This is a genomic window from Gaetbulibacter aestuarii, from assembly GCF_039537665.1.
Taxonomy (GTDB): Bacteria; Bacteroidota; Bacteroidia; order Flavobacteriales; family Flavobacteriaceae; genus Gaetbulibacter_A; species Gaetbulibacter_A aestuarii.
The window spans coordinates 1,532,598-1,546,808 of record NZ_BAABAY010000001.1; the positions used below are offsets into that span (position 1 = coordinate 1,532,598).

Consider the following 14,211-nt stretch of genomic DNA (forward strand, 5'->3'; position numbering starts at 1 on the left):
CTTTTTTATTTTAAAGAATTTTTTACCTAATCCGTAATCAAATTAAAAGCCCCCATTGTTACAAATTGTACATCCGCGTCAAAATCCTTAGCGTTTAAAACCTGCGTGTAACCATTTGAGGTTATACCCACTTGTATAAGCACTTTTTTGTAGCTGGTAGCACCTGTTTTTAACAGAGCATAATTCGCATTTTCTACATTTACGATGGCTTCACTCGGTAAGGCATCAAACTTCTGGCTGGAGGTAATAATATCAGACTCAATATACATGCCCGGTGCAAATAATTTGGCATCCTCCATATGTATTAAATCGCCATGAATATTAATAGTGCGATCTCTAGTATTAATACTTTTGTTGATGAGGTGTACTTCACCTTCATAAATGCTATCACTATCCTGTAAATGAAATTTAATTGGTTGTTCTTCTTTAATTGAAGGCAGATCTTTTTCAAAAACCTTCAGTTCGAGATGCAACTGGCTGCCATCTGTTATGATCAAAGCCACATCCGAAGGATTTAAAAACATCCCCTGAGCGGTTTCAATATCTGTAACTATACCTGAAATAGGGGCGTATACTTTAATTGCTGAGGTTAAATTGGCGCCGGTTAAAGTACTCGGGTTTATGTTCATTAATCTTAACTTCTTTTCTAAGGATTGGTATTGCGCAAGCGTTACGCGATAGTCCGATTCTGCCTTTAAAAAACTCTTTTTTGAGGTAATATTTTCTGCGAGTAAGGTTTTTTGGCGGTCGTACTCTGATTTTAAAAAATCCAATTTCGATTTGGCCTCAAGGTAATCCTGTTGCATTTGGATATAATTTGGATTTTCCAGAGTAAATAAAACCTGTCCTTTTTTCACTTTATCACCCGGTAGCAAGCGGAGATCCTTCACATAACCGGCAAAATAGGCACTTACCGAAGCTTTGTTTTCCGGCGGTACATCAAGCATACCATTGGCTTTCACCGTGGTATAAAAGGTTTGGTTTGAGATTTTTCCTAAGGCCATACCAGAGGATTCAAATTGCGATTTTGAAATGGACACCAGGTTTTCTTCTTGAGCTCCGGAATTATTGATTTCAATAACATCTTGTTTTTTCTCTGAATTGCAAGAGGAAAGTGCTACCAAAAGTCCAATTAATATTCCTGCACTTTGAACTTTATATTTTATTTGTTTTAACATGGTTATCATACCTTAATACGTTATATAATTTAATTCTAGAACCGTTTCGTTATACTGATGCAAGTTTTCCAGGTAATTGATCTCAATAGTTCTGGCATTTTCCAAAAGTTGAACATATTGAAGAAAATCAATTTCACCACTTTGAAAGGCTTTTGAAGCTGTTTTTGTTAATTCTTTTGAAAGTGATTTTCCGGTGCTGTTATAATAATCTACAGCCTCTTTATATTTTTTAAGATCGGCCTTCAAACTTTGATATTTGGTTTTCAGCTGAATCCTGTAATTTTCATACTGATCTTCTTTGATCATAGTTTCTGTCCTGGCCGCGTTTATTTTCGATTTGTTCGCACCAAACCAAAGCGGAATAGCCAAACCGGCCTGAAACCCATTGTACGTTTTAGCATTTAATCCATCATTTGTTCCCTGAAAAAAATTTAGATTAATATCCGGAAGCAACTGCTGGCGCGCTAATGAAAGTTTGGATTCCGAGAGATTTTTAGCGGTTTCTAAATACTGGATTTCCGGGTGCTGCAATACATCCCAGGGCTTTACTTCCAGAAGTGGAGAAGGCTGGATCGGGACAACATACATGGTGTCGGATTGCAACCATTGGTTCAGATTCAGGTTTGCTTTACCAAGATTCTCATCACTTTGTTTTAGGAGTAAAGAAATTTCTTTTTGCTTGCTTTCCGCTGTAAGCTTCTCCAATAAATTGGTCTCACCTAACTCAAAACGTCGATTCGCGGCTTTCGAAAAAACACGGTATAAACTATCGAGATATTGGTAATGTGAAACTACGTGTTTTCTGTAAACCACATTATAATAGGCCTTGTAAACGGCTTTTTTCAATTCACGAGAATTTAATTCGTAAGCTTTTTGAGATAGTTCCGTTTTTTGTTTTTCAACCCGGTGTTGAGTCCTATAAATGGTTGGAAATTTAAAGGATTGGTTCACTCCAATAATTTTTAAAGGTAAACCGTTTTCAGCTAGATTATTTTGGTCGTAATGATAGTAGATCTCGGTTTTATCAATGTCCCAGGCGCTGCCCTGCAGTTGTTTCGATTGATTCACCTGGTTTTCCGCAGCTTTCAAACCTTTGTTATTTTCCATTGCAATTTGAACAGCCTGATCTGCCGTGATCGTTTGATTTTGAGAAATACCAAACATCGGAATCAATAGCAACACTAAACCTAAAAGCTTTTTGTTTTTACGTTTTAGTTTCGGAGGATGTCCCTTTCTATCGAACATAGCATAAAGAACAGGTAAGACGATAAGGGTAAGTGCTGTAGCGCTTATAAGTCCGCCAACAACAACAGTAGCCAAGGGTCGTTGTACTTCCGCTCCGGCCGACGTTGAGACTGCCATAGGTAAAAAACCTAAAGCTGCTGCCGCCGCAGTAAGCAATACAGGTCGTAATCTATTATTTGTTCCCATAAGGATACGTTTATTAATGTTTTGAACGCCGTGCGCTTTAAGTTCCTTGAACTCTTCAATAAGTACTATGCCGTTGAGAACGGCAATTCCAAAAAGTGCTATAAAACCAACACCTGCAGATATACTAAAAGGCATGCCTCTAAAATAGAGTAGTAGCACCCCTCCGATTGCAGAAAGCGGAATGGCTGAATAAATCATCAAGGCTTCTTTTACAGAATCGAAGGCAAAATAAAGTAAGATGAAAATGAGTACCAGAGCTATTGGGATGGCAATTTTCAAACGATCGGATGCCGTTCTTAAATTTTCGAACTGACCACCATAACTCACCGTATAACCTACCGGTAAATTTATTTTTGTGTTTACGATATTTTGAACATCCTTCACCACGGATTCCAGGTCTCGGTTTCTTACATTCACACCCACCACAATGCGTCGTTTTGTGTTGTCTCGGGAAATTTTAGCCGGACCTTTGGTATAGCTTATTTCTGCTAATTCACTTAGAGGAACACTTTGTCCATTTGGAAGGAGTACGGATGCGGTTTCCAGATTTTGGATATTTTCTCGATGTTTTTTGTCAAAACGAACTACGAGATTGAATTGCTTTTCCCCTTCAAAAACGGTTCCTGCCGGTAGTCCTGCAAATCCCATAGTTATAATTTTGTTTAGGTCTTCTATATTCAACCCGTATTTTGCAATCTTTTTACGGTTGTATTTTACGGACATTTGAGGTAGTCCGGCAGTTTTTTCCACGGAGATATCTGCTGCTCCCGGAACATGCTGAATGGCTTTTTCAACCTCTAGCGCTTTCTTGTATAAAACGTCCAGATCCTCACCAAAGATCTTTATAGCCAGATCGGCGCGAACACCGGTAATAAGCTCATTGAAGCGCATTTCGATGGGTTGTGTGAACTCGTATTCCACACCGGGTATTTCGGAGAGTTTTTCCTTGAATTTACTGGCGAGTTCGTCTTTTGTATCGGCAGAAACCCATTCGCTTTTTGGTTTTAGTTTGATGATTACATCACTTTCTTCCATCGACATGGGGTCTGTTGGAACTTCAGCTGCACCTATTCGGGTGACCACCTGATCTACCTCCGGAAAGGTTTTCAGGATATTTTCCATACGGGTTGTTAATGCAACGGTTTTACCCAGTGAGGTCCCGGTTTTTAAATAAGGCTGAATTACAAAATCACCTTCATCCAGTGTAGGCACGAATTCACCACCCATATTTTTGAAAATCAAAAGGGTAATTATTAAAAGCGATAGCGCGAGCCCCAATACCAGCCTTTTTTTACGAAGCGCCCATGCCATGGTGGGTTGATATTTGTCCTCTAAAAAGGTTATCAATTTCGATGAAATCGTTTTCTTTTTAGGATCTGTAGGTTTAATGAAGATGGATGCCATCACAGGAATATAGGTAAAGCAAAGCACCATGGCACCTATAAGTGCAAAACAGAATACCAGTGCCATAGGACGGAACATTTTTCCTTCAACATTTACCAGAGATAAAATAGGAATGAAAACGATAAGAATGATAAGTTGCCCGAATACGGCAGAATTCATCATTTTTGAAGCGCCATGAAAGGTAATATTGTCTATTAAACCTTGTTTTTCGGATTTTGGTAAACTCAATAATTTAGAACGCTGACTCGTGATCTGATAGGCAATAAATTCTACAATAATAACGGCACCATCAATGATGATCCCGAAATCGATGGCTCCTAAACTCATCAAATTAGCATCTACGCCAAATATATACATCAATGACAGTGCGAATAATAAACATAGGGGAATAACCGAGGCCACAACCAAACCTGAACGGAGGTTTCCTAAAAGAAGCACCACTACAAAAATAACTATAAGGCAACCAAGAATAAGATTCTCTGCAATGGTAGTCGTGGTTTTTGCAATGAGTTCACTACGATCTAAAAATGGATTGATTTGGATGCCGGGTGGTAAAGAGGATTTTATCTCGTTTACACGAGTTTTAACGGCATTGATCACGGCATTAGAATTCGCATCTTTTAACATCATGACCTGACCTAATACTTTTTCGCCTTCACCATTACCGGTAATTGCGCCAAATCGGTTGGCCTTCCCAAAGCCTACATCCGCCACATCTTTTACCAAAACAGGAATACCATCTCTGGTAGTGATTACAATATTACGAATGTCCTCCAGAGTTTTTACCAGACCTTCACCACGAATAAAATAACTTTCGTTGGCTTTTTCGATGTAACTTCCACCAGCGATACTGTTATTTTTTTCAATGGCATCATAAGCGTCAAAAACGGAAATGTTTAAGGCTCTTAATTGTTCAGGATTTAGCGCAACCTCATATTGTTTTAAATAGCCGCCCCAGGTGTTTACCTCAACCACGCCGGGAATACCGGAGAGTTGTCGTTTGACGATCCAATCCTGGATGGTTCGAATGTCAGTTAACGAATATTGGTCTTTATATTTAGGATCGACATCAATAACATATTGATAAATTTCTCCTAAACCTGTGGATACCGGCCCCATAAAAGGTGTTCCGAAGCCTTCAGGAATTTTCTCTTTAGCATTCTTTATTTTTTCCGCAATGAGCTGCCTTGGTAAATACGTGCCTAAATCATCATCAAAAACAACGGTTACAACGGATAATCCGAATTTAGAAACAGATCGAATATCTTTTACACCAGGCAAATTTGCCATTTCTAGTTCTACTGGATAGGTTAGAAATTTTTCGACATCTTCTGTTGAAAGATTTCTTGAAGTTGTAATAACCTGTACCTGATTGTTCGTAATATCGGGAACAGCACCGATGGGAATGTTGGTTAACGAATATATTCCAAAACCTACAATCCCTGAAACAAATAGAAAAATAATAAGCTTATGATGGATACTATATTGAATGATTTTCTCTAACATGCCTGTTTTTTTAGTGCATCACAAATTTATATTCAGGGCACAAAAAAAACGCGAAATCTTCCTTAAGATTTGCTTAAAAATGAGATTGCAAAAAAGATTAAAAATGCTATTTATTGAAATAAACAATGAAGATAGATCCCTTTCCAAGCTCACTTTTTACCTCAATTTCAGCGTTTATAGACTCAGCTGATTTTTGAGCTATGGAAAGTCCTAAACCATTGCCAGTAATACTCTTGTGGTTCAGGGCATCAGATCTGAAAAAATGATTGAAAATATTAGGAATGTCTTCCGATTTTATACCAATACCTTCATCCTGGATTTTGCACATCACCTGCCTTTTTGAGGCGTAAAGTATAATTTGAATGGTTTGCTTGTTTTTAGAATATTTTATAGCGTTCGAAATGATGTTGTCTAAAATAAGCGTTGCGTAATATTTGGGAAGCTCTATATTTTCCCGAATCTTATTTTCAAAAATAACCCTAAGGTTTTTGATGGTGATATCATTTTGATGTTGCTTTAGAATGTCATTAATCAAGATGTTGAGAGAAATTTGCTCTTCGTTAATTTGCTCCTGTGAAGAATCCAGGCGAGCAAGGAGTAATAATTGTTCAATAGTATCAGACATAGTATCAATTTCTGAGAGACAATAGTCTATTTTTTCTTCATACTCTTGTTGGGTTCTAGGTTTCCGGATCAAAACCTCCAAATTACCTCGTAAAGTAGCCAGAGGCGTTCGCAATTCATGCGAGGCATCTGAAGTGAACTGGCGCTCGCGTTCTATAGCATTTTCAATGCGTTGCAGTAATTTGTTGATACCCGTAGAAAGATCGTAGAGTTCATCTTGATATTCAGGTAAAGCAACCCGTTCATTCAAATTATTTTTGGTGATCCGATTGGTAGTATTGGTGATGTTTTTAACCGGAATAATACTTCGCCCGGCTAAATATCTGGAAATAAAATAAAGCACAGAAAGTAAAAGCAGATAGGATATAATCAGAATATTTCTGAGATTCAACAAAACCATAATCGAAGGTTCCAATGAAATCGCAGCGATTAAATACCCTTTGGTCTCACCGTTGCTTTGTATTGGTTTTTGAATTTGCCGAATAGCTTTGTCCTTCAAAAAGGTATTAAAATGAAGGCCGTAGCTTTGGGCATCCTTAAAGGGTAATTCATCATTTTTTAAATTTGGTGATTTATCCATGGTCTTACCATTGGCATCAGCGATCTGAATAAATACGGGGTTTATTTGAATCTCGCGGTGCTCGTTTTCTTCCCATTCGGCTTTATTAAAAAAGGTGATCTTATCGCCTTGTAACTGGAGTTCTCCGGCGTGTTTTGAAGCTTCAAAGGATAGATCTTTGTCCAGGTTATCATACATAGAATTCTTAACCACAAAATATACGACTCCAAAAATAATGGCAACGATAATCGCTGTGGCGATCATGTAATACAAGGCAATTCTATTTCTAAAACTTAAATTCATTTTATTTTTTCTTGAGTTTCATTAAGAATATAACCTATACCTCTAATGGTCTCAATATAGTTTGTCTCATTAAGTTGGAGCTTCTTTCTAATGGCATTGATATATACATCAATAACACCGGTATTGTATTCAAAATGAATGTCCCACACATCTTTTATAATCTGAGTGCGTTCGCAAACATGGCCTTTATGTCTCATTAAATACTCTAATAATGCGAATTCTTTCTGTGTTAATGAAATTTCTTCCGACCCTTTAAAAACTTTGTGATTGCCGGTATTCAAAGTAATGTCTCCTATTTTAAATTCCTTTTCATCTCTTGCGGTATTTCGAAACTGCACCTTAATACGTTGTAATAATTCTTCAAAATGAAACGGTTTTTTAATATAATCATTAGCGCCAGATTTCAACCCTAGAATAGTTTCATCAACGGTATCTTTTGCGGTTAAAAAAATAATGGGTGTTTCAGTATGTTTTTCTCTAAAAGCCTGGCAAATTTCAATACCACTCAGACCCGGAAGCATCCAATCTAATAGGAGAAGATCGTAGGTTCCGGTTAGTGCTGATTTTAAACCTGCGTTACCATCTTCATGGACATCTACCACATAGGATTCTTCTTCTAAACCTTGTTTTAAAAAGTTTGAAATACCGGGTTCGTCTTCAACAATAAGAATTCTCATGTTACAAAAGTTGATTATTAATTTGAATAAATCAAAATACCTGCCTTAAGATTTCATTAAAAATTGACCAAAATCATTGCACATTTCGAACCTAAAAATAACCTTAATGAATTAAAAACTTCCATTTCAAAAGTTATTTAATGATTTACAATACAAGATAATAATCTTTAATATTCGCACTCATGAAAAAATTTATACTTTCAATTTTTCTGTGCTTTTTCTATAATCAGTCACCAGGTCAAATTAGTCGTTTTCCTTATTATGAAGGGTTTGAAAACGTGACTCTTTCTGAAGGGACAAACGTTTATTTTATGCATAATTGGTTTGGGAATTTTGTGGATGGAACCAGGTTGTTTTTTGAAAACTCCAATGCTAAAAGTGGCGTTCAGTCTTTAGGTTTGTGGCCTATAGTTGAAGAAGGTGAAGATGAGGAAGAAGTTGAAATTATTGCCCAGGTAGACCTCGATCTTACAGGTTTGGAACATGTGGTTTCTGACTTTTGGTTAGCTACAGTGGCTACCGGCGCTATGAAGCATGTAAAATTATACATGATGATCTCCCTGGATGGAGGCCAAACCTTTGGTCCCAAATTTATAATGGGAACTGACCACCGTGGCTTCCCTAACATGAATATGCCGTTTACGGAATTTTTATTTGCACTTCATCCGGATACCTTTGATAATCCTTTAGTTGTTTTACGATTTTTAGCCAAGGCCGGTGCAAAATCCGGAACTGCGGCAAAAATTCTTATTGATGATGTTACCATTTATGCTGCTCCTGAGGATATATTTCCACCACTGGTGGCAGAACCCTCTGTTAAAGATGTGAATCAAGTGAATATTCAATTTAGTGAGCCGTTAGGAGCATCGGCATTAAACCCTGATCATTATATATTTTTGAATGCTACACCACTTGTGGAGCGTGTTAGTTTTTCGAAACCAGATCTGGTGTCTTTGCATTTATCGATTCCTATTAAAATAGGTAAGTATTACAACCTATTGGTCTCAGGTGTTGAGGATTTGGTGGGGAATATTATGGAGCCCAGAAGTTTTACCCTGGTTTATAATCCACTCAAGGAAGGCTTAGTGATTACCGAGATTATGTATGATGAACCACCCGCAGGGCAAAATGATCATTTGGAATTTTTAGAATTATATAATTATACTGAAGAGCCCATAGAACTTGGTGGCTTAATGATAAAAGGAGGAATTGCAAGCGGAAAACTACCAGAAATTACAATGCCTCCAAAATCCTATTGGGTAACAGTCAAAGATGCTGCCGCCTTTTCCGGTTTCTTTGGATTTTCTGCCTACCAATGGCATGGTGCCAACCTAAGTAATGATGAACCCGAGGCTATATTTATAACAAATACAGAACACCATTCCGGTGTAAAAATTGATTCTCTTACTTATGGTATTGGCTTGCCCTGGCCTTCCGGAGCTGCAGGTGGCGGTTATTCCATGGAATTGATAGATCCTCTTTCAGACCATACAGATCCCGGTAACTGGCAGAATTCCACAACCTATTTTGGTATGTATAACGGCACTGCTATTTATGCGTCGCCGGGTGTGGAAAATAAAGTTTTAGGAATTCACAACCCATTTTTAGAGAAACAAATTGCGGTATACCCAAATCCAACATCAGATTGGTTAAGTATTGACTCCAAAATTCCATTAACTAAAGTTGAGATCTATTCACTTTGGGGAAATCAAATTCAGGTTTTAAATAGTGGTTTAGAGCTTATTTCAATAAGGTATTTACCTCCCGGAATTTACTTGATTAAGATAAGTTCCGGTTCGGGTACGGTTGTTAAAAAAATAATAAAATCTTAGATTAAACTTATTATTTCCGCTACAGGCATTGGTGTTATCTATGGTAACTGATGGAAATCATTTCACGGGTTAGAGGCCGGATTTATTTTTACACCATTATTAATTTTTAAATTAAACCACTATGAAACCTATACTCTTATTAGGAACCTTATTATTAATGGGAACATCAACCCTAGTTGCTCAGGATAAATTACAGGATCGAGATCGTGATCAGGATCAGGATCGTGTTATGTTAGTAGACGGCGATGTGTTGCAAATTCGTGACCGTGATCAAATTCGTCTTCAAGATCAAATTGTGTTGGATGACGGGACAGTCGTAAATCCAGACGGTACTTACATTACCAAAGATCGTCAAAGATTACGTTTACAAGATGGAGAATGTCTTGATAACGATGGTGTTAAATACCGTAACGAATATCAATATCGTTACAAAGTTCAACAAGAGAACAAAGGATTAACACCAAATCAGATCCAGGAACGTAACCAAAACAGATTTCAAGTTGCAATGATTGATGGTGAAGCTTATCAAATCCAAAATCAGTCACAATTTAAAATCACAGAGCAAATGCGACTCAATAATGGTACTACAGTGAATCCTGATGGCACCTATCAAACCAGAGATCGTAAACAAATGCAATTAAAAGATGGCGAATGTTTGAATATGGACGGTGAAATGTATAAGAATACATTCCAATATCGAAAAATGATAAATAAGAAATCCACCATCAAAAATAAAATGCAAATAAAGCCCCAGGTAAAAAAACAAACCAAACGCGCTGGTGCTTAGATAAACAACGAAAGGGATTTTAGTTATAAAATCCCTTTTTTAATTTTTTTAGTTATGAAACCCTTTGAAATTAAAATAGTCTTTTTGATGTTGGCTTTTTTTGGCAGTCCTTTTCTTTTTGGGCAAAATACATCAGAAACCAAAAAACAAGTGACCACAAGTGAGGATTCGTATCTTTCGGTAGGTTTAAATTTTATTAGTGATGCTGTTTATATGGGTAGAAAAGATTCCATTTCAGCACCGTATATTTTTCCAACACTTACATACCACAATAAAAGTGGTTTTTATGTTACAGGATCTTTATCATACCTCACCAAATCCAATGAAAGTAGAGTTGATCTATTTTTAGGAACCTTAGGTTTTGATTTTTCTTCAGATAAATTCAGCGGAGATATCTCTTTCACTAAATATTTTTTCAACAATGATAGTTATAATGTGATCTCTGAGGTTGAAGCTGATATAACCGCTATGGCGCGTTATGATTTTAATTTTTTAACCACGTCACTTACCTTTATCACATTTTTCAACAATGGCGGGAGTTCAGACTTTATTTTGAACCCTGAAATTAGTCATGATTTTGTAAGTATAAGTGGTGATTTTCAAATATCACCTGCAGTAGGTGTTTACTTTGGCTCTCAAAATTTCTATGAACAATACTATATATACAACCGTTTTGGAAGTGGTAGAGGAAAAGGAACAGGACAGACAACCACGACAACTTCAACCGTAGTGCTCAATGAACGTGATAGCTTCGATCTGATGGCTATAGAATTTAGTCTTCCAATTTGGTATGTTTCAGACCCTATAACAGTGTACGGAATGCCTGTTTTGGTAATACCTCAAAATCCGGCAACTCTAACCGTGGATTCTACGATTTATGAGGAAGATTTAGAAAATGTTTTTTATATCGTTTTAGGTGTGAAATATAAGTTTTAAACCCCACAATTATTTATCACTATTACCAGTGATTTTCCCCCAAACTGACTGGTGTCATTTATTCCATTTAAGTGTATGGTTACATTTGAAAAAGGCTGTAAACCTACAGTATTATTGCTGTTTAAGGTTTGTGTGCCAACTATTTAATTGTTTAATTAATCCATAAAATCATGAAAACAATAATTACTTTTATAAGGATATTGCTCTTTCTGCCCTTTATATTCTTTTATTCTAATCACTCCGTTTTTGCACAAGGAGGCCCCGGTGGCGGTAATGGTCCTGGAGGCGGCGGTAATGGTCCGGGCGGTGGTGGTCATGAACCACCAACAGAAACTGCGGGTAATAACTTGTCATTCCCTGTTATTTTTGCAGACGGAGGCACCAAAGTATTGCCCGGTACTATGGAAGCGTATTCCCTTCAAGGCGTATGGTGGTATGTGTGGGGCGAAGATCCGGTAGATCCGCAAGCACCACTTTACAGCTGTCAACCACTAGATACAGATGAAAGTTTGTGTAGTGATGGTTCCGTTCCCGGAGATGGCATTTCAACCCTATTTAAAGCATATATTCAGAAGGATCCCGATAATGTTTGGCAAGCATATAATACCTCAGTACCTCCGGGAGAAACCTTGAATATAGATTGGGTAGACTGGGGTGATGACCTTGAATCCATAGCCTGGAAAATCAATTCTAAAGTGAGAACGGAAGTTGTGCTTTTAGAGGATATTGATTCTGTAACAGAGTTCGCTATGCGGCATGTAGATAGTTGGGGTATTGATGAGGTTCATGGAGCTCAGACAACGTTGAATAATGAGCCCATTTATGGTCCAGGAACTCAGGCAACGGTTTACACGCCAAATGGTAGGTTGACCGTTCAAAAATTGAATTTTAATAAATCTAGTATTGATCCATCCAGACTAACCTGGATTCCCGGGACTGGATGGACCGAGACCAATCCCGAAGATCCCAATATCATTAATGAAGCCATTTTTGACCAGGCCGTTTCTGAAGCCGGAACCGGACCTGAATACTTTAATGCTGAAATTAATGTAAAAGGTAAAATAATGTTTGGTTATACCTGGGATGTATCAAGTTTAAATGAAGGAGAAGGATACTACCGAATGACCTTTAGTTTTGATGAAGGGGATGAAGCTCTTGGAACTGCAAAATTTAATGAATTTACGCAGATCATTGTAGCCGAAGAAGAGGAAGAAACAGTATCCGTTGCCGAGGAAGGTGGTCCTGGAAGTGGCGGTGTTCCTGTAATGGACCCTTCAAATAATCTAACCTATATCGATATCCTTGTTGGTGATTTTGTGGGTGATGATCTTCCCTGGGTGGCTGTAACAGGTCTGGAACTCATTGATGCGGAAAATGATGTGTCTTTAGGAACACTAACCGATGGTATGCAAATTAATATGAGTGAATTTCCTGTTTCAAACCTAAGTATTGAAGCTTTGGTTACAGATGATGTGGGAAGTGTTCAGTTTCAACTAAGCGGAGAAAGTACTGCTTCACGCGTAGAAAACACAGCTCCTTATACACTTTATGGCCAAACAAACGGAGATTATAATGGACACAACTTTACCGAAGGAACCTACACCTTGGTGGTAACACCATATGCCAGTGATGATTTAAGCGGTGAAGCAGGAACACCAGTAACGGTTTCGTTTGAGGTGTCTGCTGCTCCCGAACCAACGGCAGGAAACAATTTGTCATTTCCGGTTATTTTTGCCGATGGCGGTTCAAAAGTGTTACCGGGTACCATGGGAGAATACACTTTACAGGGTGAATGGTGGTATGTTTGGGGCGAAGATCCTATAGACCCTCAAGCGCCACTTTACAGCTGTAAACCTTTAGATACCGACGAAAGTTTGTGCATGGACGGTTCAACACCCGGTGATGGAGTTTCTGAGTTATACAAGGCCTATATCCAAAAGGATTTTCAAAATATCTGGCAGGCCTATAATACCTCCGTGCCTGATGGTGAAGTTCTTGGTATTGATTGGATCGACTGGGGAGATAACCTGGAATCAGTAGCCTGGGAGTTAAATTCGAAAGTGAGAACCGAGTTGGTGCTATTAGAAGATATTGATTCTGTGGCTCAGTTTGCCATGCGACATGTGAATAGTTGGGGTACAGATGAGGTTCATGGTGCTCAGACAACCCTTGATGGCGATGTGGTTTATGGTCCCGGTACTCAGGCAACGGTGTATTCGCCAAATGGCCGACTTACTATTCAAAAAATGAATTATAAGAGTGGTAGTTTTTATCCGGGTAGATTAACCTGGCAGCCGGAAATTGGTTGGACAGAAACTGACCCAGAGGATGTTAATATTATTAATGAACCTATTTTTAATTTGGCAGCTTCCGAGGCTGGTACAGGTCCCGGTTATTTTAGTGCAGAGATCAATGTGAAGGGTAAGATTATTTATGGTTATACCTGGGATATCAATCAAATGAATGAAGGTGAAGGACACTACCGACTTACATTTAGTTTTGATGCCGGTGATGGTATTAGTGGTACAGCTGGATTTGACGAGTTTACTCAAATTATAGTGCCCATTGAAGAAGAAGCGGTGGCAGAGGAAGAAGGTCCCGGTGAAGGTGGTGTTGCTATTCTCGATCTTGAGAACAATATTACCTACATGGATGTATTGGTAGGAAATGCAGGCCCTGTTTTGAGCGTTGCTAAAAATCAAATAGAATCCTTTAAATTATATCCAAATCCTGTAACTAATGGTGTTGTTTATATTCAAAGTTCGTCAGGGTATTTAGTAGATGTTTATAATATTATTGGCCAAAAAGTGATCTCTACAACTTTTGAACCCTCTAATAAGATTAAAAAACTGAATTTAAGTGCATTGCAATCCGGTTTATATCTATTACAACTTAGTGACGGTGAAAAGGTGTCAGTTAAAAAACTGATCGTAAGGTAAGCCTTAAAGGTAGCCTCTATCAAAAAGAATGCCCT

The 14,211-nt window shown here is 37.9% G+C and carries 8 protein-coding genes; 4 read left to right on the top strand and 4 right to left on the bottom strand.

The window, feature by feature from the left end; genetic code table 11:
* Positions 1-26: 26 nt before the first annotated feature.
* The 4 genes from ABD682_RS06875 to ABD682_RS06890 form a co-directional block, all read right to left on the bottom strand.
* On the bottom strand, positions 27-1,178 hold the full coding sequence (locus ABD682_RS06875; RefSeq protein ID WP_344740360.1) for an efflux RND transporter periplasmic adaptor subunit: 1,152 nt from the start codon (positions 1,176-1,178) through the stop codon (positions 27-29).
* A gap of 12 nt (positions 1,179-1,190) precedes the next feature.
* Positions 1,191-5,519 (bottom strand): CusA/CzcA family heavy metal efflux RND transporter, encoded by a 4,329-nt coding sequence (locus ABD682_RS06880; RefSeq protein ID WP_344740361.1) that lies wholly within the window; start codon positions 5,517-5,519, stop codon positions 1,191-1,193.
* A gap of 106 nt (positions 5,520-5,625) precedes the next feature.
* Entirely contained in the window at positions 5,626-7,005 is a 1,380-nt protein-coding gene (locus ABD682_RS06885) for a sensor histidine kinase (protein WP_344740362.1), read from the bottom strand.
* Positions 7,002-7,682 carry a response regulator transcription factor gene (locus ABD682_RS06890; RefSeq protein ID WP_344740363.1) on the bottom strand — a complete coding sequence of 227 codons (681 nt, stop codon included), beginning with the start codon at positions 7,680-7,682 and terminating at the stop codon, positions 7,002-7,004. The genes ABD682_RS06885 and ABD682_RS06890 overlap by 4 nt, the downstream gene beginning before the upstream one ends.
* A 311-nt stretch (positions 7,683-7,993) precedes the next feature.
* On the opposite strand from ABD682_RS06890, the gene ABD682_RS06895 reads away from it, so the two are divergent.
* From ABD682_RS06895 to ABD682_RS06910, 4 genes are all read left to right on the top strand, one after another.
* Positions 7,994-9,514, top strand: a complete 1,521-nt coding sequence (locus ABD682_RS06895) for a T9SS type A sorting domain-containing protein (protein ID WP_344740364.1) — start codon at positions 7,994-7,996, stop codon at positions 9,512-9,514.
* A gap of 121 nt (positions 9,515-9,635) precedes the next feature.
* Positions 9,636-10,301, top strand: a complete 666-nt coding sequence (locus ABD682_RS06900) for a DUF6799 domain-containing protein (protein ID WP_344740365.1) — start codon at positions 9,636-9,638, stop codon at positions 10,299-10,301.
* Between the two features lie 54 nt (positions 10,302-10,355).
* On the top strand, positions 10,356-11,237 hold the full coding sequence (locus ABD682_RS06905) for a hypothetical protein (protein ID WP_344740366.1): 882 nt from the start codon (positions 10,356-10,358) through the stop codon (positions 11,235-11,237).
* A 170-nt stretch (positions 11,238-11,407) separates the two neighbouring features.
* Positions 11,408-14,176 carry a T9SS type A sorting domain-containing protein gene (locus tag ABD682_RS06910; protein ID WP_344740367.1) on the top strand — a complete coding sequence of 923 codons (2,769 nt, stop codon included), beginning with the start codon at positions 11,408-11,410 and terminating at the stop codon, positions 14,174-14,176.
* Positions 14,177-14,211 lie beyond the last annotated feature (35 nt).